Source organism: Rahnella bonaserana (assembly GCF_019049675.1).
Lineage (GTDB): Bacteria > Pseudomonadota > Gammaproteobacteria > Enterobacterales > Enterobacteriaceae > Rahnella > Rahnella bonaserana.
The window spans coordinates 138562-164666 of record NZ_JAFMOW010000059.1 but is presented as its reverse complement, the minus strand read 5'-3'; the positions used below and the strand labels follow the sequence as shown (position 1 = coordinate 164666).

22 protein-coding genes, 2 tRNA genes and 1 other RNA gene are annotated in these 26105 nt (G+C 49.5%); 13 read left to right on the top strand and 12 right to left on the bottom strand.

What is annotated here, in order from left to right:
• Window positions 1-119: 119 nt before the first annotated feature.
• Together rprA and ydiK are read right to left on the bottom strand one after the other, a co-directional pair.
• An RNA gene (gene rprA / locus J1778_RS09505) (antisense sRNA RprA) lies at window positions 120-230 on the bottom strand.
• A 195-nt stretch (window positions 231-425) separates the two neighbouring features.
• The gene (gene ydiK / locus J1778_RS09500; protein WP_217172960.1) at window positions 426-1523 is read right to left on the bottom strand and encodes an AI-2E family transporter YdiK; all 1098 of its coding nucleotides are present in this window, start codon (window positions 1521-1523) and stop codon (window positions 426-428) included.
• A 343-nt stretch (window positions 1524-1866) separates the two neighbouring features.
• On the opposite strand from ydiK, the gene ydiJ reads away from it, so the two are divergent.
• Together ydiJ and J1778_RS09490 are read left to right on the top strand one after the other, a co-directional pair.
• The gene (gene ydiJ, locus J1778_RS09495) at window positions 1867-4923 is read left to right on the top strand and encodes a D-2-hydroxyglutarate dehydrogenase YdiJ (RefSeq protein WP_217172959.1); all 3057 of its coding nucleotides are present in this window, start codon (window positions 1867-1869) and stop codon (window positions 4921-4923) included.
• 16 nt (window positions 4924-4939) lie between these two features.
• Window positions 4940-5368, top strand: coding sequence for a hotdog fold thioesterase (locus J1778_RS09490; protein WP_217172958.1), 429 nt, complete (start codon window positions 4940-4942; stop codon window positions 5366-5368).
• Between the two features lie 105 nt (window positions 5369-5473).
• Here the strand turns inward: J1778_RS09490 and J1778_RS09485 are convergent, their stop codons facing one another.
• On the bottom strand, window positions 5474-5878 hold the full coding sequence (locus J1778_RS09485) for a hypothetical protein (RefSeq protein ID WP_112287950.1): 405 nt from the start codon (window positions 5876-5878) through the stop codon (window positions 5474-5476).
• Between the two features lie 458 nt (window positions 5879-6336).
• Here J1778_RS09485 and sufA point away from each other — a divergent pair, with 458 nt between their 5' ends.
• The 7 genes from sufA to J1778_RS09450 all read left to right on the top strand — a co-directional run bounded on the left by sufA (window position 6337) and on the right by J1778_RS09450 (window position 13368).
• Window positions 6337-6708, top strand: a complete 372-nt coding sequence (sufA, locus tag J1778_RS09480; RefSeq protein ID WP_217172957.1) for a Fe-S cluster assembly scaffold SufA — start codon at window positions 6337-6339, stop codon at window positions 6706-6708.
• A gap of 52 nt (window positions 6709-6760) precedes the next feature.
• The gene (sufB, locus tag J1778_RS09475) at window positions 6761-8284 is read left to right on the top strand and encodes a Fe-S cluster assembly protein SufB (RefSeq protein WP_120131974.1); all 1524 of its coding nucleotides are present in this window, start codon (window positions 6761-6763) and stop codon (window positions 8282-8284) included.
• Window positions 8285-8405: 121 nt separating this feature from the next.
• Complete coding sequence (sufC, locus tag J1778_RS09470; protein ID WP_112287948.1) at window positions 8406-9152, top strand: Fe-S cluster assembly ATPase SufC; 747 nt, start codon at window positions 8406-8408, stop codon at window positions 9150-9152.
• Entirely contained in the window at window positions 9127-10428 is a 1302-nt protein-coding gene (gene sufD / locus J1778_RS09465) for a Fe-S cluster assembly protein SufD (protein ID WP_217172956.1), read from the top strand. The genes sufC and sufD overlap by 26 nt, the downstream gene beginning before the upstream one ends.
• Entirely contained in the window at window positions 10428-11648 is a 1221-nt protein-coding gene (sufS, locus tag J1778_RS09460; protein WP_217172955.1) for a cysteine desulfurase SufS, read from the top strand. The genes sufD and sufS overlap by 1 nt, the downstream gene beginning before the upstream one ends.
• Window positions 11649-11676: 28 nt before the next feature.
• Window positions 11677-12090 carry a cysteine desulfuration protein SufE gene (gene sufE / locus J1778_RS09455; RefSeq protein ID WP_217172954.1) on the top strand — a complete coding sequence of 138 codons (414 nt, stop codon included), beginning with the start codon at window positions 11677-11679 and terminating at the stop codon, window positions 12088-12090.
• Window positions 12091-12351: 261 nt separating this feature from the next.
• Window positions 12352-13368: a L,D-transpeptidase family protein gene (locus J1778_RS09450; RefSeq protein ID WP_217172953.1), complete on the top strand. Its 1017-nt coding sequence runs from the start codon at window positions 12352-12354 to the stop codon at window positions 13366-13368.
• 207 nt (window positions 13369-13575) lie between these two features.
• Here J1778_RS09450 and J1778_RS09445 read toward each other — a convergent pair whose 3' ends face one another.
• The 5 genes from J1778_RS09445 to J1778_RS09425 form a co-directional block, all read right to left on the bottom strand.
• Window positions 13576-13812, bottom strand: a complete 237-nt coding sequence (locus tag J1778_RS09445) for a major outer membrane lipoprotein (RefSeq protein WP_056773575.1) — start codon at window positions 13810-13812, stop codon at window positions 13576-13578.
• Between the two features lie 293 nt (window positions 13813-14105).
• A complete protein-coding gene (gene pykF / locus J1778_RS09440) occupies window positions 14106-15518 on the bottom strand; it encodes a pyruvate kinase PykF (protein ID WP_112287943.1) in 1413 nt (470 codons plus the stop codon).
• Window positions 15519-16069: 551 nt separating this feature from the next.
• Window positions 16070-16146: transfer RNA gene (locus J1778_RS09435), tRNA-Val, on the bottom strand.
• 28 nt (window positions 16147-16174) lie between these two features.
• Window positions 16175-16251: transfer RNA gene (locus J1778_RS09430), tRNA-Val, on the bottom strand.
• Between the two features lie 218 nt (window positions 16252-16469).
• Window positions 16470-17843, bottom strand: a complete 1374-nt coding sequence (locus J1778_RS09425; RefSeq protein WP_217172952.1) for an MATE family efflux transporter — start codon at window positions 17841-17843, stop codon at window positions 16470-16472.
• 256 nt (window positions 17844-18099) lie between these two features.
• Between J1778_RS09425 and J1778_RS09420 the strand changes: the two genes are divergently transcribed.
• On the top strand, window positions 18100-18753 hold the full coding sequence (locus J1778_RS09420) for a riboflavin synthase subunit alpha (protein ID WP_217172951.1): 654 nt from the start codon (window positions 18100-18102) through the stop codon (window positions 18751-18753).
• A 97-nt stretch (window positions 18754-18850) separates the two neighbouring features.
• Here J1778_RS09420 and cfa read toward each other — a convergent pair whose 3' ends face one another.
• Both cfa and punC read right to left on the bottom strand, forming a co-directional pair.
• Entirely contained in the window at window positions 18851-20002 is a 1152-nt protein-coding gene (gene cfa / locus J1778_RS09415) for a cyclopropane fatty acyl phospholipid synthase (protein ID WP_217172950.1), read from the bottom strand.
• Between the two features lie 379 nt (window positions 20003-20381).
• Window positions 20382-21575: a purine nucleoside transporter PunC gene (gene punC, locus J1778_RS09410; protein ID WP_217172949.1), complete on the bottom strand. Its 1194-nt coding sequence runs from the start codon at window positions 21573-21575 to the stop codon at window positions 20382-20384.
• Window positions 21576-21711: 136 nt separating this feature from the next.
• On the opposite strand from punC, the gene punR reads away from it, so the two are divergent.
• A complete protein-coding gene (punR, locus tag J1778_RS09405; protein WP_217172948.1) occupies window positions 21712-22617 on the top strand; it encodes a DNA-binding transcriptional activator PunR in 906 nt (301 codons plus the stop codon).
• Window positions 22618-22667: 50 nt separating this feature from the next.
• Here punR and purR read toward each other — a convergent pair whose 3' ends face one another.
• Window positions 22668-23693 carry an HTH-type transcriptional repressor PurR gene (gene purR / locus J1778_RS09400; RefSeq protein WP_217172947.1) on the bottom strand — a complete coding sequence of 342 codons (1026 nt, stop codon included), beginning with the start codon at window positions 23691-23693 and terminating at the stop codon, window positions 22668-22670.
• A gap of 262 nt (window positions 23694-23955) precedes the next feature.
• On the opposite strand from purR, the gene cydH reads away from it, so the two are divergent.
• Window positions 23956-24117: a cytochrome bd-I oxidase subunit CydH gene (gene cydH, locus J1778_RS24855; protein ID WP_112287936.1), complete on the top strand. Its 162-nt coding sequence runs from the start codon at window positions 23956-23958 to the stop codon at window positions 24115-24117.
• A gap of 175 nt (window positions 24118-24292) precedes the next feature.
• On the opposite strand, the gene J1778_RS09390 is transcribed toward cydH, so the two are convergent.
• Complete coding sequence (locus tag J1778_RS09390) at window positions 24293-25198, bottom strand: C40 family peptidase (RefSeq protein ID WP_217172988.1); 906 nt, start codon at window positions 25196-25198, stop codon at window positions 24293-24295.
• Window positions 25199-25668: 470 nt separating this feature from the next.
• Here J1778_RS09390 and J1778_RS09385 point away from each other — a divergent pair, with 470 nt between their 5' ends.
• Window positions 25669-26010: a Grx4 family monothiol glutaredoxin gene (locus J1778_RS09385; protein WP_015697793.1), complete on the top strand. Its 342-nt coding sequence runs from the start codon at window positions 25669-25671 to the stop codon at window positions 26008-26010.
• The last annotated feature ends 95 nt before the right edge of the window (window positions 26011-26105 follow it).

Below are 26105 nucleotides of genomic sequence, written 5' to 3'. Positions count from 1 at the left end.
CTTCTCTTTTTTGCTGAAAATTAACGGGTGAATATTTATACCGGGAGGAGTGACAGAAAAATCGGGATTTTTGTCTGGCCATTTAACCATGAAATAATTAAAAATTACCGCACAATAAATAAAAAAAAGGCCCGTCATAGGAGACAGGCAAAGACTACACACAGCAATTTGGGGTATACCGGCTCAGGGGAAAGCCTGTATATAAATCAGTGAGTTGAAATCCTAACTGTTAATAATACTAAGTTTCTCAAGGTATTTAGTCTGTAAGAATTTTCCTAATAGAGTTTATTCTCATACTATTTAGTGAGGGCAGGTAATGAAGGCGGTAGCGAGGGTTGTAGAATGCAGGGATATGAGAAGGAAATTAAAAGTGGCGCTGCCATATTCATTTTGGCAACGCCGCAGTGAGTTACTTAATTAAGCTATTATTCATCCAGTGCTTTCAATGCTTCTTCCGGATCCATCTCTGGTTCAGGGGCTTCATGTACCCAGAGGGAAATCAGGCGATAGGATACGGCCAGCACGACCGGTCCGATGAACAGCCCGATCATACCGAAGGCAAATAAGCCCCCGATAACGCCAGAGAGAATCAGTAACATAGGTAAATCTGCACCCATGCGGATCAGAACCGGGCGCAGTACGTTATCGAGTGACCCGACCACGCAACTCCAGATCAAAAGCACGGTGCCCCAGGTGTTGTCGCCGGACCAGTAAAGCCAGATGATTGCCGGTATTAATATCAGCAGCGGGCCAATTTGCGCAACGCAGCAAACGAACATCACCACCGTCAGCACGGTAGCATAAGGGATGCCTGCGATCGCCAACCCGATACCGCCAAGAATTGACTGCACAATTGCCGTTACGACTACGCCTAATGCCACAGCGCGGATGGCCTGACCTGCGAGGATGACGGCAGCGTCACCGCGTTCTGCGGCCAGGCGAATGGCAAAGTGGCGGATCCCTAAAGCAACCTGTTCGCCGCGGCTGTACAGCAAGGCACTGAATAATAGCATCAGCGAACAGTGAACAATAAATCGTCCCAGATGACCGGCCTGAGTGACAAACCACGCAGCTGTTTGTCCGACATAGGGCTGAACTTTAGTCACCAGCGCATTGCCGCCGCCGTTGATCAGTGCATGCCAGCCGGTGTAAAGCTTATGGCCGACCAGCGGAATGGAATTGAGCCAGTGGAAATCGGGCATATGCAATGAGGAAGGATGGCTGGCAATTTCTACCAGAGGCGCTCCATTTTCAATTGCGCTACTGACCAGCATCGCAATAGGTAAAACAAAGAGTAAAATCAACAACAAAGTCATGATGATGACGGCAAGGAACCGGCGTCCCCAAAGCAGGCGCTGGAGCTTTATCATCAGCGGCCATGTCGCGATAACCACCATGCCAGCCCAGACAAACCCAAGAATAAAGGGCTGAACGATCCAGATACTGGCGATGGTCATCAGTGCAATAAACAACACCCCAAACATAATCTGAGGTAAATCGTAACGTTTAATTGGGAGATTCATTCATGTTTCTCAATGTGATAAACGAAGTAAGGCACGAACCCTGTGCCTCCATACTTTGTATTTCAAACCCGGGATATTCAAGCTCCATACTGTCTGAAATAAGCATGGAACATCCGGTTGCTTTTGGATAGCTCGCCGCAAGATTAGTTGCAACGCGTTTTGCTGATACGCGCTTTTTGCGATTCATCATGAAAGTAATGCAACAAAGGGCAACCAGACGGAGCGCGGAAAAACGAAGTATGTTAGTTTTTATTCTGGGTAAATAACAGGTGGATCTGCAAGTCAGATCCGGCAGGTCGCCTCGGGCCCGCCAGGCATACAACAAAGACAGAGTCATAATTCAATGATCCCACAGATTTCTCAGGCGCCGGGTGTTATCCAGCTGGTGCTCGATTTTTTGGAAGCGTTAAAAAAGAATGGTTTTACGGGTGATGTCACAACAACTTATGCAGACCGGCTGACGATGGCGACAGATAACAGCGTCTATCAGTTGTTGCCGGATGCTGTCCTATTCCCGATTGCCACGTCAGACGTGGCACTGATTGCCCGTCTTGCGGGGCAGGAACGTTTTAAAACGCTGGTATTCACTCCGCGCGGTGGCGGTACCGGTACCAACGGTCAGTCTTTGAACCGCGGGATTGTGGTTGATATGTCCCGTCATATGAACCGCATTCTCGATATCAATACAGAGCAGGGCTGGGTAAAAGTTGAAGCCGGGGTTATTAAAGATCAGCTCAACGATTATCTGCGCCCGTTTGGCTATTTCTTCTCGCCGGAACTCTCGACCAGTAACCGCGCCACGCTCGGCGGGATGATTAATACCGATGCATCCGGGCAGGGCTCGCTGGTGTATGGCAAAACCTCAGATCACGTGCTTGGAGTCCGGGCCATTGTGCTTGGGGGCGATATGCTGGATACCACGGCGATCCCGACAGAGCTTGCAGATAAACTGGGTGAAGAGGATTCGGTCATCGGGCGGATTTACCGCACGGTTCTCGACAGCTGCCGCGACAACCGTGCGCTGGTGATAGAGAAATTCCCGAAACTTAACCGTTTCCTGACCGGATACGATTTGCGTCACGTGCTGAGTGATGATCTGCAAACCTTCAATCTGACCCGTATTTTGACCGGCTCAGAAGGCTCGCTGGCGTTTATAACTGAAGCCCGTCTGAACATCACGCCAATCCCAAAAGTGCGTCGTCTGGTCAATATCAAATATGACTCTTTCAATTCGGCCCTGCGCAACGCACCATTTATGGTGGAAGCGAAAGCCCTTTCAGTGGAAACCGTCGACTCAAAAGTGCTGAATCTGGCGCGTGAAGATATTGTCTGGCACAGCGTGCGTGACTACATCACGGATGTTGAAGGCAAAGATATGCAGGGGCTGAACATTGTCGAGTTCGCCGGCGATGATGCTGACCTCATCGAAAACCAGGTGAGCGCATTGTGCGAGCGCCTGGACGGGCTGATGAGTGATAAAGAAGGCGGTGTGATTGGCTATCAGATTTGCGCCGACCTGCCTGGTATAGAGCGCATCTACAACATGCGCAAAAAAGCCGTCGGGCTGCTGGGCAATGCGAAAGGGCAGGCAAAACCATTGCCGTTTGCCGAAGACACCTGTGTTCCGCCTCAGCACCTTGCCGATTACATCGTTGAATTTCGGGCGTTGCTCGACAGCCATAATCTGAGCTACGGAATGTTCGGTCACGTAGATGCGGGCGTATTACACGTACGTCCGGCACTGGATATGTGCGATCCGCAGCAGGAAATGTTGCTCAAGCAAATTTCCGATGAAGTCGTCGCGCTGACGGCAAAATATGGCGGGCTGTTGTGGGGCGAACATGGAAAGGGTTTCCGTGCTGAATACAGCCCGGCGTTCTTTGGTGAAGAGTTGTTCCATGAGTTACGCCGGATCAAAACCGTGTTCGACCCGGACAACCGCCTCAATCCCGGTAAGATCTGTGCGCCGCTGGATTGCGATGAACCGATGATGAAAGTGGATGCGGCGAAACGCGGCACACTGGATCGCCGTATTCCGCTGGAAGTACGTCAGTCTTTCCGCGGTGCGATGGAATGTAACGGCAACGGGTTATGTTTCAATTTCGATGCCAAAAGCCCGATGTGCCCGTCTATGAAAATCACCGGCAGCCGTATTCATTCGCCAAAAGGTCGCGCAGGTCTGGTGCGCGAATGGCTGCGCCTGCTGTCAGAACAGGGCGTTGATCCGCTGGCGCTGGAAAATGCCCTGCCTGAAAAAGGGCTTAGTTTGCGCACCCTGATTGACCGCACGCGTAACACCTGGCACGCCAATAAAGGCGAGTATGATTTTTCGCATGAAGTGAAAGAGGCGATGTCCGGCTGTCTGGCCTGTAAAGCCTGTTCCACGCAGTGCCCGATTAAAATTGATGTTCCCGGATTCCGATCGCGTTTCCTGCAGCTTTATCACACACGTTATCTGCGTCCTGCCCGTGATCATTTTGTGGCCGGTGTGGAAAGCTACGCACCGCTGATGGCGAAAGCGCCGAAGTTGTTTAATTTCTTCCTTAAACAACCGTGGTTGCGTGAAATGAGCCGGAAAAGTATTGGCATGGTGGATCTGCCCTTACTCTCTTCTCCGACTTTGCGTGAGCAACTGCTTGGGCATCGCGCCAGTACCATGACGCTGGAACAACTTGAGGCCATTCCTCCCGTGCAGCGCGGCGAATATGTGCTGGTGGTACAGGATCCGTTCACCAGTTTCTATGACGCGCAGGTGGTGGCAGATTTTGTCCGGTTGATCGAAAAGCTAGGTCTAAAACCTGTTCTGTTGCCATTCTCGCCTAACGGTAAAGCCCAGCACATTAAAGGCTTCCTCACCCGTTTTGCGAAAACGGCTAAGAAAACGTCGCTGTTCCTCAACCGTGTTTCGCAATTAGGTATGCCGATGGTCGGCGTCGATCCTGCGCTGGTGCTGTGCTATCGCGATGAATACAAGGAAATTCTGGGCGAGTCACGTGGCTCATTCCAGGTACAACTGGTCCATGAATGGCTGGATGCGTGGCTGGCTGAACGTCCGGCACAGCAGCAAAGCGGCGAATCCTGGTATCTGTTTGGTCACTGTACGGAAAGTACGGCCTTGCCAAACAGCGGCAAGCAATGGGGGGATATTTTTGCCCGCTATGGCGCGAAGCTGGAAAACGTAAGTGTAGGTTGCTGCGGAATGGCCGGAACGTACGGCCATGAAACTAAAAATCTTGAGAACTCGTTAGGGATTTACGAGCTTTCCTGGCATACCTCTTTGCAGCGATTACCTCGCCAGCGTTGTCTGGCGACGGGTTATTCATGCCGCAGTCAGGTTAAACGTATTGAGGGTAACGGTGTCCGCCATCCGTTGCAGGCATTGCTTGAAATCATTCCCTGACCATTAAGGAAGCATTATGTCACTCTGGAAACGCAGTACCACGCTGGATGCCCTGAATCAGCGCAGTCAGGGATGTATGGTCGGGCATGTGGGAATCGAATTCACTCAGCTTGGTGAGGATTTTCTGGAAGCAACCATGCCGGTGGATAACCGCACGACGCAACCTTTTGGTCTGCTTCATGGCGGGGCGTCGGTTGTTCTGGCGGAAACCATGGGATCGATGGCGGGCTATTTGTGTTCTGAAGGCAGTCAGACGGTGGTCGGTGTGGAGATTAACGCCAGCCATATGCACTCAGCGCGCGACGGACATGTGCGCGGTGTTTGCCGTGCATTGCGCGCCGGGCGTCGCAGTCAGGTCTGGCAAATTGAGATTTTTGATGACAAAGGAAATCTTTGCTGCGTGTCGAGGCTGACTACTATGGTGATTGATAACTCAAACCGGTAATTCATCAGCTTGACTGCGCCGTGTTAAAGGGAAGGGCGGATACATCAAAAATGTGTCCGCCTTTTTTATTTGGTTTAGGGAGCGACGTAACACATTGATCTGCAATCAAAGCTGGAAAGGAACTCGTTTTGCAAAGTCAGTTTGAAATGCCGTTGCTTTTTCCCAGATGCCCATCATGGCATAATACTGACAAATGAGTTTTAACGTATGCCGCGCAAAATGATAACTCTGAACACGAAAGAGCTCACAGCGGACAACACTGTTGATTTCCAGAATCAGGCGGTTATGCAATTTGCAGAGCGCATGCAGATAGCTGTGATCATCGCCGTTTTGCAGGCACAGGTTCGCCATTTCCAGACAAATGTTGTTGAAACGTTTGAGCTGACACAAGTGTGCATCAGGGCGTCGTAAGGCCGCATCAGCCATGTAGAAATCCACGGTGGCATCGCGGACATTCGATTTGTATTCGTCGATCTTGCCTTGCAACCACGCATTTACCGATTGAGCCATTCTCAGTATTCCGGGTTATCTGAATGATAATCATTATCAAAGAATGACCATCATATTGGCAAAAAATAACCTGATCAACGTTTTCATCGGGTTTTTTTTATTGAGTCGTGCGAAAGCAGATAAGCAATAAGAGCTTTAATTTTTTCGTTTGTGGCGAATTCATAAATAGGCATTTCCGATGAATGTTTTATAATAGACACAATGAAAGCTATTAACCCGCAATGTTTATAAGGTTAATTTTAATTTTTAACAAAAAATTGACAATTTATTCAATCAGTTGATGGTTGCGGTGTTCAAGACCCGCCAGCGGCCAGGTGTTAACCCGATGCACATTGAGCGACTTTCCTCATGGGCAATCGCTATACCCTCTTAAAACAAGAGGTTGAAGTGGTACCTGTTATCACTAGAATAGAGACAATAGGTCTTGTCTATGACCGTAAAATTATGAGGTAAGACAGATGCAAACTGAAACTGTCGGCTCTTTCTCTTTAGACGACAACGTATGGCAAGGTGTGAGCCTGACTGATTCTGCCGCGCAACAGATTAATACTCTGACGGCGCAGGATCCTGACGTCAAAGGTCTCCAGCTCTCGGTGAAACAATCGGGCTGTGCCGGCTTTGGCTACGTTCTGGATTTAACCAAACAACCAGCCAGCGACGACCTGGTGTTTGAACATGACGGCGCTTTGCTGTTTGTTCCGCTGAAGGCCATGCCTTTCATCGACGGAACTGAGGTAGATTTTGTCCGTGAAGGACTGAATCAGATATTTAAATTCAATAATCCTAAAGCTCAGCATGCCTGCGGGTGTGGCGAAAGTTTCGGTCTCTAAGAAAACGGCTTTCAGTTTTTAAGATTATTGTAAACAAAGCGATGTAACCAACATGTCACGAAGCAACGTAGAAATTCCAGATGATGTGCAGTCTTGGGTCGGCGAGGGAACGAACTATAAAGAAGGGTTCTTTACCCAGCTGGCAACCGATGAATTAGCATCAGGCATCAATGAAGATGTGGTGCGTGCCATTTCCGCGAAGCGTAATGAGCCTGAGTGGATGCTGGAGTTCCGTCTGCAGGCTTATCATGCCTGGTTGAAAATGGAAGAACCGCACTGGCTCAAAGCGTATTACACGCCTCTTGATTACCAGGATTACAGCTATTATTCCGCGCCATCATGTGGCAGCTGCGATGATACCTGCGGTTCTCAGCCTGGCGCCACGCAGCAACCTCCGGCTGATTCTCACAGCATTCCTGCACTCGATGGTAAGAATTACCTGACAAGTGAAGTGGAAAAAGCGTTTGAGCAATTGGGCGTTCCGGTTCGTGAAGGCAAAGAAGTGGCGGTCGATGCAATCTTTGACTCCGTTTCAGTCTCCACCACTTACCGTGAAAAGCTGGCGGAATCTGGCGTTATTTTCTGCTCATTCGGCGAAGCCATTCACGAATATCCTGATCTGGTGCGCAAATACCTCGGTACTGTGGTGCCTGCGCAGGATAACTTCTTTGCCGCACTGAATGCTGCCGTTGCTTCTGATGGGACCTTTGTCTACGTGCCAAAAGGCGTGCGTTGCCCGATGGAACTGTCGACCTATTTCCGCATCAACGCCGCGAAAACTGGCCAGTTTGAACGTACTATCCTGATTGCCGACGAAGGCAGTTACGTCAGCTACATCGAAGGGTGTTCGGCGCCGGTTCGAGATACCTACCAGCTGCATGCAGCGGTGGTTGAAGTCATTCTGCACAAGGACGCGGAAGTGAAATATTCCACCGTGCAGAACTGGTTCTCCGGCAGCAAAGACAGCAGCGGCGGCATTCTGAACTTCGTGACCAAACGCGCATTGTGCGAAGGTGCAGGCTCGAAAATGTCCTGGACGCAGTCTGAAACCGGCTCAGCGATCACCTGGAAATACCCAAGCGTTATCCTGAAAGGCGATAACTCAATCGGTGAGTTCTTCTCGGTGGCACTGACCAGTGGCAAACAGCAGGCGGATACTGGTACCAAAATGATCCACATTGGTAAAAATACCAAGTCGACCATTATCTCTAAAGGTATCTCTGCGGGTCACAGTCAGAACAGCTATCGCGGCCTGGTGAAGATCCTGCCAAGTGCAGAAAACGCGCGTAACTTTACGCAGTGTGACTCGATGCTGATCGGCGCAGACAGCGCAGCACATACTTTCCCGTATGTCGAAGTGCGTAACAATACCGCGCAGCTGGAACATGAAGCCACAACGTCAAAAATCGGCGATGACCAGCTGTTCTACTGTCTGCAACGTGGTATCAGCGAAGATGACGCGATTTCCATGATTGTTAATGGTTTCTGTAAGGATGTCTTTTCCGAGCTGCCGCTGGAGTTCGCTGTCGAAGCACAGAAACTGCTGGCCATCAGTCTTGAACATAGCGTCGGTTAATTCGCCGACGTTTTCCTCCCGGTGTAGCGTGGTGTGACGTCTGCGCCGGGCAGGTTTTAGTTCAGCAAAGTCAAAGCATAAACAGAATTATGAGCGCGCAGGCGCAAACTCAAGGATACGTATGTTAAGCATTAAGAATTTGAAGGTCCGTGTCGAAGAAAAGGAAATTCTGAAAGGCCTTGATCTGGAGATCAAACCGGGTGAAGTACACGCCATCATGGGCCCGAACGGCTCAGGTAAAAGTACGCTCTCCGCGACACTGGCTGGCCGTGAAGATTACGAAGTCACCGATGGCTCCGTAATCTTCAACGGTAAAGATTTGCTGGAACTTGCTCCGGAAGACCGTGCTGGTGAAGGCGTCTTTATGGCTTTCCAGTATCCGGTAGAAATTCCCGGTGTGACTAACCATTTCTTCCTGCAAACTGCGGTGAATGCCGTACGCAAATACCGCGGACAGGAACCGATGGATCGTTTTGACTTCGCTGATTTCATCGAAGAAAAAATCGAAATGCTGAAAATGCCTGCCGATTTGCTGACCCGTTCAGTGAACGTTGGCTTCTCCGGCGGTGAGAAAAAGCGTAACGACATTCTGCAAATGGCAGCCCTTGAGCCAAACCTGTGCATTCTTGATGAAACCGACTCCGGTCTTGACATCGATGCCCTGAAAATCGTTTCTGACGGTGTTAACACACTGCGTGACGGCAAACGTTCCTTCGTTATCGTGACTCACTACCAGCGTATCCTCGACTACATCAAGCCTGACTACGTGCACGTTCTGTATCAGGGCCGCATTGTTAAATCCGGCGATTTCACCTTGGTTAAACAGTTAGAGGAGCAGGGTTATGGCTGGCTTACCGACGAAGAGTAATGCACCTGCGGCGGGCAGTTCGCACGCCATGCAGCAGCTTTACCGTCTTTTTGAAAGCCGTGGCGGTGAACAATCCACCCACGCTCATGCACACTGGCAACAGGTGCTGCGTCTGGGTTTCCCGCACGCAAAACTGGAAGACTGGAAATACACCCCGGTTTCTTCACTGCTGGGTAATCAGTTCTTTGCTCCGCAACAACAGGCTTTGACTGTTGAACAGATTAAATCGCTGGCGCTGCCACTCGATTGCTACCGTCTGGTGTTCATTGATGGTCGTTTCGATGCGGATCTCAGTGATTCAGACACCGGGGCTTTTGAAATTGAAAAACTGAGCCCGGCAGCACAGCAGACCTTGCCGGATCCGATTCAGTCAGAAGTGTTTTTGCATCTGACGGAGAGCCTGGCACAAGATTCTCTTTCTGTACGCTTGCCTGCGGGCAAACAGGCAGAAAAACCGCTGTATCTTTTACATCTGAGCAGTGGCCGTGACCAGTCACGCGAAATGAATACCGTGCATCATCGCTATCATCTGTCGATTGAAGGTGGTGCGAATGCAGAAGTTATCGAACATTATCTCAGCCTGAACGATCACGGCCATTTCACCGGAGCACGCATGACGGTGAATGTGGGTGATAATGCCGATTTCACGCATTACAAACTGGCCTTTGAAAGCCAGGCTAGTTTCCACTTCTCGCATAACGATCTGGTCATCGGTCGCGATGCGCGTGTTGCCAGCCATAGCTTCCTGCTGGGTGCGGGTCTGACCCGTAACAATACCAGTGCGCAGCTGAACGGTGAAAACAGCAACCTCAACATTAACAGCCTGGTTCTGCCGGTTGATTCTGAGATTGCTGATACCCGTACTTATCTGGAACACAACAAAGGTTATTGCAACAGCAATCAGTTGCATAAAGTGATCGTGAACGATCGTGCTAAAGCGATTTTCAACGGCATGATCAAAGTGGCGCAGCACGCACTGAAAACCGACGGCAAAATGACCAACAACAACTTGTTGCTGGGCAAACACACTGAGGTTGATACCAAACCGCAGCTGGAAATTTATGCCGATGATGTGAAGTGCAGTCACGGTGCTACTGTGGGTCGTATCGACGACGAACAGCTTTTCTATCTGCGTACCCGTGGGATCAGCGGGCAGGATGCTCAGCAAATGATCATCTTTGCTTTTGCCGCTGAACTGACGGAAGCCATTGAGAATGAAACCCTGCGTGAAGTCGTGATTGCCCGTATTGCAGGCCGGCTTAATCGAGGTAAGTAATGAGTTTTCCACTGGAAAGAGTACGTAGCGATTTCCCTGTGCTGGGCCGTGAAGTGAACGGCCAGCCGCTGGCCTATCTCGACAGCGCGGCCAGCGCACAGAAACCGCGCCAGGTCATTCAACGTGAAATGTCTTTCTTCGAGCAAGGTTATGCTGCGGTTCACCGCGGCATTCACACCATGAGCGCGGAAGCGACCGAGCAGATGGAAAACGTCCGCACGCAGGCCGCACAATTCATGAATGCTGCGTCGGCAGAAGAAATTGTCTTCGTGAAAGGTTCCACGGAAGCCATCAACCTGGTCGCCAATACCTGGGGGCGTGAGTTTTTACAGCCCGGCGACCACATCATTCTGACCGAAATGGAACACCACGCGAACATCGTGCCATGGCAGATGCTGGCGAAAGAACGCGGTCTGCATATCGATGTCTGGCATCTGACGCCGCAAGGCGAGCTGGATTTATCACAGCTTGAGTCCCTGATCACACCACGCACTAAATTACTGACCCTGACGCATGTTTCTAACGTGCTGGGCACGGTTAACCCGATCGAAAAGATCATTCCTCAGGCGAAAGCCGCAGGACTGACCGTTCTGGTAGATGGCGCGCAAGCGGTCATGCATCATGCGGTTGACGTTCAGGCATTGGGCTGTGATTTCTATGTCTGGTCCGGGCACAAACTTTACGGGCCTACCGGTATCGGCATTCTGTACGGTCGCAAAGCGTTGCTGGATCAGATGCCACCCTGGGAAGGCGGCGGCTCAATGATTAAGCATGTCAGCCTGACCGAAGGAACGACTTTTGCAGCGGCTCCGTGGCGCTTTGAAGCGGGTACCCCGAATACCGGTGGTATCATGGGGCTGGGCGCAGCCATCGAGTATGTGACTGAACTGGGTCTGGAGAATATCCACGCTTATGAACAGGAACTGATGGCCTACGCGCTTAAAGCGATGGAGCAGGTGCCGGATATTCAAATCTATGGCCCGGCGACGCGTGCCGGGGTGATTGCGTTTAATCTGGGTAAACATCACGCCTATGATGTCGGCAGCTTCCTTGATCAATACGGTATTGCCATTCGTACCGGTCATCACTGTGCGATGCCGTTAATGTCCTTCTACGGTGTACCGGCTATGTGCCGTGCGTCGCTTGCGATGTACAATACCCGTGAAGAAGTCGACCGTCTGGTCGCAGGACTGCAACGTATTCACCGGCTGCTGGGTTAATCCCGCCAGCCTAGATCAGGATGTTGTTATGGCTTTGCCAGATAAAAATAAGTTAGTCAGAAACTTTTCCCGGTGCCCGAACTGGGAAGAGAAGTATCTGTATGTGATTGAACTGGGTGGCCAGTTACCGGCTTTGGCGGAAGAACATCGTCAGGATAAAAACCTGATTTCCGGTTGCCAGAGCCAGGTGTGGATTGTGATGCGTACCGATGAAAACGGTGCGTTGACCTTTGAGGGTGACAGTGATGCTGCCATCGTAAAAGGTCTGGTTGCTATCGTGTTCAGTCTGTATCAGGGATTAACACCGCGTGATGTGGTGGACTTTGATGTGCGTCCGTTCTTTACTGAACTGGAGCTGAGCCAGCATCTGACGCCTTCACGCTCGCAAGGGCTGGAAGCGATGATCCGCTCGATTCGTGCTAAGGCTGCTGAGCTGGCTTAAATAAGCTTCCCGCCTTGCTGCTTTGCTCATTAGGAATTGTCTGCTAATGAGCAAAGCAAATTCCCCGCACTGCCTTTTGTATTTCCTTTTTTAGTCTGATTTTTCAATTCACTATCTTTGCCATTTTCGCCAGACTCCCTTCAGGTAACTTTCTGATTTTCTGTGGTTTGATTGCCACCAGATTCTGCGCTGCTAGTATTACCAGACGAGATAATTGTCCTGCCTCAGATTGTCTGAGTGCAGGCCGAAAAAGGACTGAGTATGAGACGCGCATTACCCCTTCTGGCAATGTTAGTTGGCACATTTGTGGCAGCACATTCCATGACCGCCAGTGCAGCAGAATACCCTTTGCCGCCGGATAACAGCCGCCTGATTGGTGAAAACACGACTTATGTGGTGCCAAATGACGGCAAACCGCTGGAAGACGTGGCTGCTAAATATCAGATTGGCCTGATCGCTATGCTGGAAGCCAATCCCGGCACGGATCCTTATCTGCCAAAAGCGGGAACCGTACTGACTATCCCTTCACAGATGCTGTTACCTGACACGAAGCGCGAAGGCATTGTGGTGAATCTGGCGGAGCTGCGTCTGTACTATTATCCGAAAGGCGAGGACAAAGTCATCGTCTATCCGATTGGTATTGGTCAGCTGGGACGTAATACGCCGGAAATGGTTACCTCTGTCAGCCAGAAAATCCCTAACCCAACCTGGACCCCGACGGCTAACATCCGCAAAGCGTATCTGAAAGACGGCATTACCTTGCCGGGAATGGTGCCAGCTGGCCCGGATAATCCGATGGGGCTGTTTGCAATGCGTCTGTCGGCCGGAACAGGGCAGTATCTTATCCACGGAACCAATGCCAACTTTGGTATCGGTATGCGCGTGAGTTCAGGCTGTATCCGCCTGCGTCCTGACGATATCGAAGCGTTGTTTAACTCGGTACCAAAAGGTACACGCGTGCAGATAGTGAATCAGCCAATCAAATATGACGTGGAGCCGGACGGTAAGCGTTATATCGAAGTGCATCAGCCTTTGTCGCACACCGAAAAGGATGATCCGCAGACCAAGCCGATCCCGCTGACCGCAGCAATGAAGAAATTCATTAAAAACGATGAGACTAACGCTGCAATGGTGAAGGAGGCAATTACTCGCCGCTCTGGCATGCCTGTGGTGGTGAGTGTGGGTGATAAGGCAACAGATACGCCACCGCCTGTTAATGAGCCGCAGACGGCTGCTTCAGCAAAGACATCTGACGTGACAACCGCAATTGCGCAGTAAACGTTACAGAAACGATTAAGAAGCGATTTTCTCTGAAGGAGCTATCATGGCTCCTTTTTTTATATCAGGTGCTCAGGCATGGCATAGAGTGAGTTTAAAGAAGATCTAACGACGAAGGTAGGGTCAGATGAAATCCGGCAGGAGCGGGGGAATTGCAGGCAAAAAAAATGGCGCACTGAGTGCGCCATTGAACTAGAGAAGTAAATATTACTTCTTGTAAGCGTGAGCTTGGTTATCCAGACGTTGGTTAGCGCGAGCTGCATCGTCTTTAGCTGCTTGAACGTCAGAACGCATTGCGTTCACGTCGTTGCTCAGTTGGTCAACTTTAGAGTTCAGAGTAGAAACGTCTGAAGACAGTTGGTCGATTTTAGCATTGCTTGAACAACCAGCCAGCATAGTTGAAGCCAGGATTACAGCGCCCAGTACCAGTTTAGTGCGATTCATTATAAAACCCTCTAGATTAAGTTAATCTCCATGTAGCGTTACAAGTATTACACAAACTATTTTCTAATGAGAATAATTTTTTGCCGGTAAACGCTATATTTTGATCGTTCGCTCAAAGAAGCACCTTTTTTTTCGAAAAAGTTAAAAATTGCAGCGAAAACAGCTGTATTCCATGGGACTTATCCCAATTTTGCCGCTACCGCTTTTCGCACTTTTTATGAAACAAGATACTTTTTGAATAAATGAACGCCACTTTTCGCGGCGTTCATTAATGCTTCTGGTCACGTTTTTAATTAAACAACATGCACCGATGAAGTATTTGTTGTGCCGCTCTGAACCAGTGCGCCAGAAACCATCACTACGATGTCGCCTTTCTGAGCCAGACCACTTTCGATGGCGGCTTCTTTACCGATACGGTAGAAATCATCAGTAGAGGCAATTTCTTTCACCAACTGAGTGACAACACCTTTGGTCAGGATCAGCTGACGTGCTGTGATTTCATTGGTGGTCAGAGCCAGGATAGTGGCATGCGGGAAGTATTTACGCACAGCTTTAGCAGATTTACCACCGCTGGTTGCAACAACGATAAGTGGCGCATCCAGTTTTTCAGCAGTTTCTACCGCGCCGCGGCAAACGGCTTCAGTGATACGCAGTTTGCGGTTGTCGTTCTGACCATCGATACGGCTTTGCATTACGCGGTCAGTACGGTCACAAATGGTGGCCATGATGGTCACAGCTTCCAGCGGGTATTTACCTTTCGCACTTTCACCAGACAGCATCACTGCGTCGGTGCCGTCGATGATGGCGTTAGCTACGTCGCCTGCTTCAGCGCGGGTAGGGCGTGGGTTTTTGATCATGGAATCGAGCATTTGCGTAGCAGTGATAACCACTTTGCGTGCACGGTTACATTTCTCAATCATCATCTTCTGAGCGAAGATAACTTCTTCAACCGGGATTTCAACGCCCAGGTCGCCACGAGCAACCATGATGCCGTCAGAAGCTTCGAGAATTTCGTCGAAGTTGTTCAGGCCTTCCTGGTTTTCAATTTTGGAGATGATCTGGATGTGCTCGCCACCGTGTGCTTTCAGGTGTTCGCGGATTTCCAGAACGTCAGAACGTTTACGGATGAAGGAAGCCGCGACGAAGTCAACGCCTTGCTCGCAGCCGAAGATCAGGTCACGTTTATCTTTCTCAGCCAGCGCTGGCAGTGCGATAGAAACGCCTGGCAGGTTAACGCCTTTGTTCTCGCCCAGGTCGCCGTTGTTCAGCACTTTACAGGTAACTTCGGTTTCAGTGACGTTGGTCACTTCCATACCGATCAGGCCGTCATCGACCAGAATGGTGTTGCCGATTTTCAGGTCAGCTGCGAAGCCCTGATAGGTAACGGCTACACGCTGGGTGTTACCGATAACGCTTTGATCAGTGGTGAAGGTATAAGTCTGACCCGCAACCAGTGAAGCGTCTTTGCCGCCTTCCAGTTTCATAGTGCGGATTTCAGGACCTTTAGTGTCCAGCAGAATTGCCGCTTTGTGACCGGTCTTCGCCATCACGTTGCGGATATTTTGAATGCGCTGACCGTGCTCTTCATAATCACCGTGGGAGAAGTTCAGACGCATAACGTTCATGCCTGCATCAAGCAGTTTGGTCAGCATTTCTTCGGATTCGGTTTTCGGGCCGATGGTACAAACAATTTTGGTCTTTTTCATGACGATTTTATCTACAAGTTGTGATGGATTGGAAAAGTGTTTGCCTGACAGCATGGCTGCCCGCGCGGAATTGAGGTGGTGCCTGGTTGAATCAAATCATTACTAAGCGTAGAAGACTGTGAAAGGAATGGTGTAGTAAGTTCAGCCAAAGCATAGCGATTTGTGCGATTTATCATCGCTACTGGAGTAGTCACGCTTTTATAAGGGCGATATCGACAGATCAAGGGGCTGAAACCATTCAATCGAAGAGACGATGCGTATTATAGAGGGGAACGGGTTGGGAAACCAAATAAAAAACGTGATGTTGCGCAAGCTTAGGGCAGATATCGGAACGTTGTTTTGAATTCATCCAATGCGGGCAGCGGATAAATCAGCTAATCACAACATTTTTTTCACCCGACGATCAAAAATGACACGACTGACAAAGAATCTCAAAAAATACAGACGGATGATGTTGAAAGCAATGAGCTAAACCAGAAGGTTTGTTCAGGTATTGTCGTACAGGGAGTTGAATCAGGTTTAAATCAGAGAGGAAGGAGAGAAGGTTGCTTTGGTGCGTCCGAGTGGACTCGAACCACCGACCCCCACCATGTCAAGGTGGTGCTCTAACCAACTGAGCTACGGACGCACATCATGCAACAGTACTGCGAGAAAATTGGTGCGTCCGAGTGGACTCGAACCACCGACCCCCACCATGTCAAGGTGGTGCTCTAACCAACTGAGCTACGGACGCATCGTTTTTCTTTTTGTCAGCCAGTGTTGGCGACGGGGACGAATATTAACGACCTCTCTGAATACTGGCAAGGGAAAAAAGACATTTTCCTGTCATATTGTGTGTGACTGTCGAGCTAATGTGCATTGCGTTGTTTTTTTAGGCATAACAGCCACTGTGAAGACTAAAAATCCCACGCGCCGTAAGAGAACGTTCAGCGCATGGGAGAGAACAGAGGATCAGCGCCCGGCTTTTTGCAAAATCGTGTAGGAGGGTTGCTTCTGTAACCAGCGCATACGCAACGTCATCATCAGCGCTGCAAAGGTCAGTCCCAGAATAAATCCGCACCAGAAACCACTTGGCCCCATTCTCGGTACCAGCAAATCGGTAAGACCCAGCATGTATCCGACCGGCAGTCCCAGCACCCAATAAGCGATAAACGTGATGTAAAAGATAGAACGGGTATCTTTATAGCCACGCAGAATGCCACTGCCAATAACCTGGATTGCGTCTGAAATCTGGAACAACGCGGCAAAAATCAAAAGATGCGAGGCCAGCATCACGACTTCAGGGCTGTCGTTGTACAACGCGGCAATGTGTTCGCGGAACAAAATCGCCGTCGTCGCGGTACAGCAGGCCATGAGAATACCGGTCAAAATACTGGTATAAGCGGCAACTTTCGCGCCTTCTACAGAAGATTCACCAAGCTTTGAACCTACCCGAATCGTTGCCGCCACACCCAGTGAAAGTGGCACGACAAACATCAGTGAACCGACGTTAAGTGCTATCTGATGGCTGGCTACGGCCACAATCCCCAGCGGAGAAACCAGCAGAGCCACGATGGCGAACAGTGTGACTTCAAAGAATAATGCCAGCGCAATAGGCAGGCCGAGCTGAGACAGACGGCGTAATGTTGCCCAGTCGGGTTTAGCAAAGCGCGAAACAGGCTGAGTATCACGCAGGGCACGGTTATGACGGACATAAAATCGCATCATAAAGAACATTACCCAGTAGACGGTTCCCGTGGCGACGCCGCAGCCGACACCGCCGAGGGCAGGCGCGCCGAATTTACCGTAGATGAAGATATAGTTAACGGGAATATTCACCAGCAAACCGATAAAACCAAATACCATCCCCGGCTTGGTTTTTGACAGGCCTTCGCACTGGTCGCGCAGCACCTGGAAGAACAAATATCCCGGTGCGCCCCACATGATGGCGTGCAAATAACCGACAGCCTTTTCTTTCAGCTCCGGATCAATGTTGTGCATCAGACTGAGGATATGGTCGCATTGATATAATACGGCGATGACCAGAACGGACACACCGGAGGCCAGCCAGAATCCCTGCTGAACCTGATGCCCGATTTTATCGCGACGACCGGCACCGTTTAAGTGCGCGATGGTTGGCGTCAGGGACAGTAACAAACCATGTCCGAATAAGATCGCGGGCAGCCAGATGGAGGTACCGACTGCGACGGCGGCCATGTCCGTGGCACTGACTGAGCCGGCCATTATAGTGTCGACAACGCCCATGGAAGTCTGAGCGATTTGCGCAAGGATGACCGGAATGGCAAGCGCTAATAAAACCCGCGCCTCTGCAAGGTACTTCTGCACAGATACACCTTTTTTTGTTGATTATATTGAATAAAAGTCGCCACAAAAGGTGGCCATAAAGACTGGGAAATAGTCCGAAGATTGTACATTGTCGGTATTTTTAAGCAAACAAAGGTGTTAACGAGTGGTTAATTAATGAAATGAAAGCAGACGGTGCTATTTCTTCCCGCGAGGATTTGGCTTTCCATTAAATCTGCGGCAAACTGACGGCAGTGTCGTTTTTAATACAACAGACTTATGAATTGAGGAAAGGGCTATGTTTACCGGAATTGTTCAGGGAACGGGAACGGTCGTATCGATCGACGAAAAACCTAATTTCAGAACCCATGTTGTTCGCTTGCCGGAGGATATGCTCGACAATCTGCAACTGGGCGCTTCGGTTTCACATAATGGCTGCTGCCTGACGGTGACAGAGGTTAATGGCGACCTGGTCAGCTTTGATCTCATGAAAGAAACTCTTCGCCTGACCAATCTGGGCGATCTTAATGTCGGCGACCAGGTGAATCTGGAACGTGCCGCGCGTTTCAATGATGAAATCGGCGGCCATCTGATGTCGGGACATATTATTTGTACCGCGGAAGTGGCGAAGATTTTGACGTCAGAAAATAATCGTCAGATCTGGTTCCGTATGCCCCATGAAGATCTGATGAAATATGTATTACATAAAGGTTATATCGGCATTGACGGTATTAGCCTGACCATCGGGGAAGTCACCCGTACCCGTTTCTGCGTACATTTAATTCCGGAAACGTTGCAGCGCACTACGCTTGGGACTAAACGTCTTGGCGATAAAATCAATATCGAAATCGACCCGCAGACTCAGGCCATTGTCGATACAGTCGAACGCGTTCTGGCCAGCCGTGAAGCTGCAATTGCTACTGCGCAAGCCATGATCGAGAAGTCTGAATAACGTCATTTTCAGCCAGATTTTTTCCACAGGCTGCAAAAAGAAAAACCGGACTTTCAGGTCCGGTTTTTTTATGTGGCTCAGTGGCTGTCAAAGGGGATTAACGTGGAACGCGCATTCCGCCGTCAACGCCTTCAGGACTGAATACCACTTGCCAGAGCTGAATATCACGAGCCCTGAATGCCCCTGCGCAGGCATTGAGATAATAAGTGAACATGCGGTGGAAACGATCGCCATATTTTTCTGCCAGTTCAGGCCAGTGTTTCTGGAAACGTTCATGCCACGCCATCAGGGTACGGTCATAATCCGCGCCGATATTGTGCCAGTCTTCCATTACAAACAAAGATTCGCTGGTTTGCGCAATTTGCTGAATTGAAGGCAGGCAGCCGTTCGGGAAGATATATTTATCAATCCACGGGTCGACGTTAAGATCTGTTTTGTTAGAACCAATAGTGTGCAGCAGGAAAATGCCGTCAGGTTTGATATTACGTTTGGCGACATTAAAGTAAGTCTGGTAATTCTTCGGACCAACATGTTCGAACATCCCGACCGAGACAATCCGGTCGAACTGATCGTTGAGGTCACGATAATCCTGTAAAAGGATCGTGACATCCAGTCCTTGACATCTTTTTTGCGCGAGCTTTTGTTGTTCTGCAGAAATAGTGACACCCACAACACTGACACCATAATTGCGTGCCGCAAACTCTGATAATCCACCCCAGCCGCAACCAATATCGAGCAAACGCTGCCCCGGTTGTAATTGCAGTTTGTCGCAGATCATTTTGAGTTTAGCTTCCTGCGCTTCTTCCAGCGTTGTCGCTTCTTTCCAGTAGCCACAGGAATATTGCATATACGGGTCGAGCATCAGAGTGAATAAATCGTTGCCCAGATCATAGTGCTCTTTGCCGACAATCCACGCACGTTTACGCGATTGCAAATTGGTCAGGCGTGCCGCGGCGACCCGAAGCGTGTCTTTAAAATGGTGGGGGAGTTTATTTTCCAAACCTGCACGCAGAACACGCTGGAAAAAAATATCAAGTCGGTCGCATTCCCACCAACCATCCATATAACTTTCACCCAGTCCCAGAGAACCTTCCTGTAAAACACGCTTGAAAAAGTCAGTGTTTTTTACTTTAAGGTCGAAAGGGCGATTACCATTAACCTGGATGCCCGCCATAGCCAGCATTTCACTGGCTATCCGATACCACTGATTGTCCTGAATGCTTAGATCTTCTATACACGATGAACTCATAGCTTCTCCATCACTTTCTCTTCTGACTTATTAACCTGCCGGGAAAAGCAAAGGCTATTTTTGCAGGTCTTTATGAGAACAGACGACTAGCGCCTCGTCCGATATCCGACACCAACAGAGGAAATTTAGAAGAACGCCTGCGGTCAAAAGTCACGCAGGAAAATCATCCCTGAACAACGTACTAGAAAAAATAGTGTGACGCATTCCGCGCGTCCGGCTTAAGTATGTAATAAAAGTATTGTAAAAATGCTATTTTATTGGGTTTTGTTGAGTATAGGCTCGCCAGCGGGCATTCTCAATAGTTAATCGTTATGAATGGAAATGTCCGTTAAGTGATTGTTACTTAAGGTCATTATAACGATTAACTTTCGAGGCTCGCTTAGACTTGCTGCTCTGACTTTTGCCCGTTATATTGCGGGTTTTCATGCCGCATGGACATCCACCGACCCAAAACTACCAACAATAGTGTAGACAGCATGGTGGTGACTGTCGCTATTAATGGTTGCACAATAAATGCGGAAACCAGGAGACTGGCGAGGAAGCATAACCCTAATTGCAGGGTATTCTGCAACGCGGCGGCTTTCCCTGTATTAGCAGGAAATGGCATTAATGCATTTGCCACAACAATTGGATAGATTGCGCCATTCACCAGAGCCATGAAACAGAACGGGATCAACAAGCTCACTAACCCGGCATCAGTGAACATAGCGACACAGAACAGACCCGCAACACTCAGGCCATACCCTGTCAGCAGCCAGGGTAAAATTTTATTCCCATCCAACTTGCTGATCAGCAACCGGCAGCCGAAACCACCCAGCAGGAAAGCAATGGTCTGCGGAACATAACTCAGACCAATCACGCCCGGCGAATAGCCCATATCGCTCAAAATAAACGGTGAACCTGTCAGCCAGGCAAAGAAACCGGCAGAGCAGGCGGCGTAAATCATGACGTTACCGCTGTAAACGCGCGATTTCAGCAAGGTGCCAAAACCTGCTTTGTCAGCCGGTTTTTGTTCTGCCGGCTTGTTTTCCCGCAGCGTGAAGGTGGCGATAAGCAACAGGGCGGCGACCGCCGTCAGCAGGGCAAAGATCGCTTCCCAGTCAAAATGATTGAGCACCCATGCGCCCAGCAAAGGAGCCAGCGCCGGAGAAAGCGCTACCAGCGGCATGATACTGGCGAAAGTTTTTTTAGCGACATCCGCTGAAAAACGGTCAACCACGATCGCCTGCCAGGTTACTGCAGCTGCACAGACGCCCATGGCCTGTAAGAAACGAAGAGCCAGAAGGGCGCGCACGTTTTCGACCCAAATCACGCCCAGACAACCGACAGCAAACAGGGTCAGACCCAGCAGTAAAACCGGTTTACGGCCAATGCGATCTGACAGCGGTCCCCAAAGCAATTGTCCGATAGCGAATCCGCCGAGAAAAATACTCAGACTGGCGCTGATCATTCCCGGACTGGTCATCAGGCTGGTTTGCATTGCGCTGAACGCAGGAAGGTACATATCTGTGGCTAAAAAGCCGAGCATGCTCAGGCCAGCCAGATAGAGCATAAATCCAAAGGAGGGTTTCATTATTATCTCGTTAATGTGTTTATTGCAGATGATTTGAGGCAGAAATCAGTTCGGGGACGGATTTTAACGCTTTGATAACAGCGTTGTGAAACGCTAATATTTGCACTCTGCTATCAAAAATATTGAAGGCTAAATTATGTGGTCAGAATATGCTCTGGAAGTCGTTGATGCTGTGGCAAGAACTGGCAGCTTCAGTGCCGCGGCACAGGATCTACATCGCGTGCCTTCTGCCATCAGCTATACCGTTCGTCAGCTGGAACAATGGCTGGCGGTGCCCTTGTTTGAACGTCGTCATCGTGACGTGATTTTAACGCCTGCGGGCAAAGTTTTCGTGGATGAAGCACGGGTTCTGATAAAAAAAATGATAGCTACACGACGCCAGTGTCAGCAGGTTGCCAACGGCTGGCGGGGCGAGTTACGTATTGCTGTCGACAGAATCGTTAAACCGGCAAGAACCCGGCGGCTGGTGCTGGATTTCTATCGCCATTTTCCGGATACCGAACTGATCATTCATTCCGAAGTGTTTAATGGCGTGTGGGACGCACTGGTTGACGGACGTGCTGATGTGGCAATCGGTGCGACGCGGGCGATACCGGCGGGTGGCCGTTTCAGTTTTCGCGATATGGGGTTTATGGACTGGCACTGCGTGGTCAGTCCGCAGCATCCTCTGGCGCAGTTACCGGGCGCCCTCAGTGATGACCAGCTCAGGCCTTATCCCGCATTGTGTCTTGAAGATACCTCGCGGACGTTGCCTAAGCGTGATACCTGGACGCTCGATAATCAGCGACGTCTGGTTGTCCCGGACTGGACCTGCGCACTTGAATGTCTGAGTGAAGGTTTGTGCGTAGGCATGATGCCGGTACATCGCGTAAGCCATCGGATTGAACAGCAGCAATTACAGGTTCTGGCGCTGGAGAATACGTTTCCTGACAGCCCGTGTTGTCTGACGTGGGATCAAAGTAATCCGTCACCTTCACTGGCCTGGTTGCTGGAATATATGGGTGATACTGAAACGATGAACCGTGAATGGCTGCGGGATTAAGAAATAAAACGCCTGCAAAAGCAGGCGCTATTAATCATTAAAGACAGACATTAACGGCGGTAGTCACGGTACGGGCCATCGGCCACAGAACGGCGCTCAACCAGTTTCGGATGCACCTCAATGGTCTGTGATTCTTCGCGTTTGCTGACGATGCGGTCAAGCAGCATCGTAAAGGCCATCTCACCGAGTCGTTCTTTCGGCTGATGTACGGTCGTCAATGCCGGAGAGAAGTACCGCGCATTACGCACGTTATCGTAACCAATCACTGAAATATCCTGCGGAACACGCAATCCGAGCTCATCCGCAGCACAAATTGCGCCCATCGCCATGACATCACCGCCGCAGAATACGGCGGTCGGACGTTGTTTCTGCATCAGAATCTTATGCATCGCCTGATAACCTGACTCCGGCTCGAAATCGCCCTGAACCACCCATTCTTCGCGAAGCGGGATATTAGCTTCCGTCAGCGCTTTGACGAATCCCTGAAAGCGGCCGCCACCGGTGTTGCGCGCCAGCTGACCCGGGATCACGCCAATATCGCGATGCCCGCGTTCAATCAGATAGCGTCCAGCCATGTAACCGCCTTCGAAAGCGTTGTCGATAATGCTGTCGGTGAAGTTTTTACGCGCTTCGCCCCAGTCCATTACAACCATAGGAATCGAACGATATTCCTCAAGCATATTGAGTAATTCGTCAGGATATTCCGCGCACATGACCAGCAGACCGTCGACGCGTTTTTGCGCCAGCATTTGCAGATAGGCCTGCTGTTTTTCCAGGTTATTGTGCGAGTTACACAAAATAAGCGTATAGCCTTTGGAGAAGCAGCTATTTTCAACGGCCTCAATCACCTCGGCGAAATAGGGCGCTTCGCTGGAGGTCGCCAGCAGACCAATCGTTTTAGTGTTATTCACCTTAAGACTACGTGCTACAGCGCTTGGTGAGTAATGTAACTCTTTGATGGCAAGGAGAACCGCATCTTTGGTTTCTTCGGCGACGAAACGTGTTTTATTGATGACGTGCGACACGGTTGTAGTGGAAACGCCAGCGCGCTTTGCGACATCTTTAATCGTTGCCATGTAAAGAATGACTCCTGAACTTCCGTGCTTCAGCACGTTAGCATTATGTTAATCGTTTGCCTGCGCTGATTACACTGCGGACATCTTAAAGGGCAGTGAAATCATTGGGTGGATCCTTCAGAATGAGGCGTGAAATGCTCTCGGGTGAAATCGACCGGCACACAAGCGTGTTAACCGACAATTTTCTCTTATAATGCATGAAAGTGGAAGTAAAATTGTCATGTTCGCATTGTCATTCAGCAGAAGATTTTAGAAGTGAATTATGCGAAAATGCGTTGGCACACATTTAGTGTGGCTAAAAGAAACGCCACAACTTGATCCGAAAGGGGGTTTGATGGACAGCAACCTGAAATTATCGTTGATCACCACGGTATGCGCTTTGCTCATGATTATCGCTTTCAGCTTCACGGCAGTGATGAACTAATTCGGCAGTAAGCCAGTAGTGAGACGCAACAAAAAAGGGCGATACCTTTCACAGGAATCGCCCTTTTCAATATTACGCAGTGACCGTTACCGCCGATACTCTTCCCTGCAGAAACTCTTCGTTAAATGCTATTCATAGGCTGATTAGCGAAACTTCAGACTTAACGAATTGTTTATTATCGGATTGTTTTAGGGGTCATTACCCGACGTGCGCCAACATAGTGATCTTGCCAGTAATCATCGCCCAGTGAGGTGATTTTTATATCTTCACCGGTTCTTGGCGACTGAATGAATTTGCCGTTGCCGACATAAACACCCACGTGGTCCGCCGCGCCGCGGTTGTTGATCCTGAAGAACACCAGATCACCGCTTTCAAGTTCGCCTCGTTTGACCGGCGCCGCATCGCGCAGGTGGTACATCTCGTTTGCCGTGCGCGGCATTTTAATGCGGATCAAATCTTTGTAAGCGTAATAGACCAGACCACTGCAATCAAAACCGGTATTCGGAGAGGTTCCTCCCCAGCGATAAGGTTTGCCGACCTGGTGCATCAACTTGGTCATGGCCGTTTGTTGTGCATGCTGATAGCGTTTTTTGTGTGTCGCACTCAGCGTAATAGGTTTGGTGTCTTCTTCGCGTAGTTTTTTGCCTTTACGGTGTCGGCCATACACTTCTTTTTTACTGACCTTTTCACTGCTGTTTTTGGCAAGCGTCCGTGATTGACTGGCTTTCTCTTTTTTACTCTCGGCTCGCGTAGTCCTGAGTGTTTTTTCTTTTTTACTTTCGGCCCGGGTCGTTTTAACGCTTTTCTCAGAAGTTGTCTTTCGCTTGACCAGTTCGGTGCTGCTGACCTTCTTCGATTTTGATATTTTTTCCTGAGTCTTTTTCTCTGTCACCGGTGCGACTTTTGTTTTTTTACTGGTTTTCGCAGCCGCTGTTTTTCGCTTTCGCCGTTCTTCCGGCGCCACGGAATTAACATGACTCTTTCGCTGATCCGCAGCGACGCGTGTCTGTGGCGACGCATGAGCCATATTAAGAAACAGCTGGGTAAAGAGCAGCACAAAAAGCGTGAACAGTAAGCGCATAGCTTCGTTACCATGAGTGGTTGGGTTAAACATCAGGGATGTCAGAGTATTGCCTAAAAGAACCCGACAAAAAAGCACGAATTGACTCGATTCTAGATCATATTGTGAGAAAAAGTTAATAGCTTTTTTTATGTCGAAATAACCGCCATTTTCAGTCAAAAAAATAACCATTTTTCATCAGGTTAATATTTGAGATAAATAATGCGATTTTGCAAATCTGACATTATCGTCGTACGGCAAAAATGTTATTCTCGATGAATCTTTAAATATGTGATGCCCGGCGCAGCCGCCAAAAATTGTTTAATAAAATACCAGTATTGAGAAAGACCCCACAAAAAATGGCGTTTTTATCTGAGGGCTGGCGTCGTTACAATAGAAAGTATTGTGTTTGCGCACCGTCTTTGGGTGCCGCGCGTAATGAGTAATGAGTAATGACCGTGACAGCCTGTACCGGCTTGAGGAAGCAAGAAATGACCACTCCAACTATTGAAAAAATTCAGAAACAAGTTTCTGAAAACCCGATCCTGCTTTACATGAAAGGTTCTCCAAAGCTGCCAAGCTGCGGTTTTTCCGCTCAGGCTGTTCAGGCACTTTCAGCCTGTGGCGAACGTTTCGCTTACGTTGATATTTTGCAGAACCCGGATATTCGCGCTGAAATGCCAAAGTTTGCTAACTGGCCAACTTTCCCGCAGCTGTGGGTTGATGGTGAACTGGTCGGCGGTTGTGACATCGTGGTTGAGATGTTCCAGCGCGGCGAACTGCAGCAGCTGATTAAAGAAACTGCTGAAAAATACAAATCTTCTGAAGAGTAATTCGAAGAAAGCTGCCATCCCTTGAGTATGGCGGAAACAAAAAGAGCGACATTGCGTCGCTCTTTTTTTATGTCTGAATTGCGTCAGTCACGGAT

What these genes read in the sequence shown, in the direction of transcription:
- sufS (WP_217172955.1), top strand. Translation starts at nt 10,428, where the DNA reads ATGAGTTTTCCACTGGAAAGAGTACGTAGCGATTTCCCTGTGCTGGGC.
- J1778_RS09390 (WP_217172988.1), bottom strand. Translation starts at nt 25,198, where the DNA reads ATGCGCTTACTGTTCACGCTTTTTGTGCTGCTCTTTACCCAGCTGTTT.
- J1778_RS09445 (WP_056773575.1), bottom strand. Translation starts at nt 13,812, where the DNA reads ATGAATCGCACTAAACTGGTACTGGGCGCTGTAATCCTGGCTTCAACT.
- sufC (WP_112287948.1), top strand. Translation starts at nt 8,406, where the DNA reads ATGTTAAGCATTAAGAATTTGAAGGTCCGTGTCGAAGAAAAGGAAATT.
- pykF (WP_112287943.1), bottom strand. Translation starts at nt 15,518, where the DNA reads ATGAAAAAGACCAAAATTGTTTGTACCATCGGCCCGAAAACCGAATCC.
- sufA (WP_217172957.1), top strand. Translation starts at nt 6,337, where the DNA reads ATGCAAACTGAAACTGTCGGCTCTTTCTCTTTAGACGACAACGTATGG.
- cydH (WP_112287936.1), top strand. Translation starts at nt 23,956, where the DNA reads ATGCGAAAATGCGTTGGCACACATTTAGTGTGGCTAAAAGAAACGCCA.
- purR (WP_217172947.1), bottom strand. Translation starts at nt 23,693, where the DNA reads ATGGCAACGATTAAAGATGTCGCAAAGCGCGCTGGCGTTTCCACTACA.
- sufD (WP_217172956.1), top strand. Translation starts at nt 9,127, where the DNA reads ATGGCTGGCTTACCGACGAAGAGTAATGCACCTGCGGCGGGCAGTTCG.
- punR (WP_217172948.1), top strand. Translation starts at nt 21,712, where the DNA reads ATGTGGTCAGAATATGCTCTGGAAGTCGTTGATGCTGTGGCAAGAACT.
- J1778_RS09485 (WP_112287950.1), bottom strand. Translation starts at nt 5,878, where the DNA reads ATGGCTCAATCGGTAAATGCGTGGTTGCAAGGCAAGATCGACGAATAC.
- punC (WP_217172949.1), bottom strand. Translation starts at nt 21,575, where the DNA reads ATGAAACCCTCCTTTGGATTTATGCTCTATCTGGCTGGCCTGAGCATG.
- cfa (WP_217172950.1), bottom strand. Translation starts at nt 20,002, where the DNA reads ATGAGTTCATCGTGTATAGAAGATCTAAGCATTCAGGACAATCAGTGG.
- J1778_RS09450 (WP_217172953.1), top strand. Translation starts at nt 12,352, where the DNA reads ATGAGACGCGCATTACCCCTTCTGGCAATGTTAGTTGGCACATTTGTG.
- ydiJ (WP_217172959.1), top strand. Translation starts at nt 1,867, where the DNA reads ATGATCCCACAGATTTCTCAGGCGCCGGGTGTTATCCAGCTGGTGCTC.
- sufE (WP_217172954.1), top strand. Translation starts at nt 11,677, where the DNA reads ATGGCTTTGCCAGATAAAAATAAGTTAGTCAGAAACTTTTCCCGGTGC.
- sufB (WP_120131974.1), top strand. Translation starts at nt 6,761, where the DNA reads ATGTCACGAAGCAACGTAGAAATTCCAGATGATGTGCAGTCTTGGGTC.
- J1778_RS09420 (WP_217172951.1), top strand. Translation starts at nt 18,100, where the DNA reads ATGTTTACCGGAATTGTTCAGGGAACGGGAACGGTCGTATCGATCGAC.
- ydiK (WP_217172960.1), bottom strand. Translation starts at nt 1,523, where the DNA reads ATGAATCTCCCAATTAAACGTTACGATTTACCTCAGATTATGTTTGGG.
- J1778_RS09490 (WP_217172958.1), top strand. Translation starts at nt 4,940, where the DNA reads ATGTCACTCTGGAAACGCAGTACCACGCTGGATGCCCTGAATCAGCGC.
- J1778_RS09385 (WP_015697793.1), top strand. Translation starts at nt 25,669, where the DNA reads ATGACCACTCCAACTATTGAAAAAATTCAGAAACAAGTTTCTGAAAAC.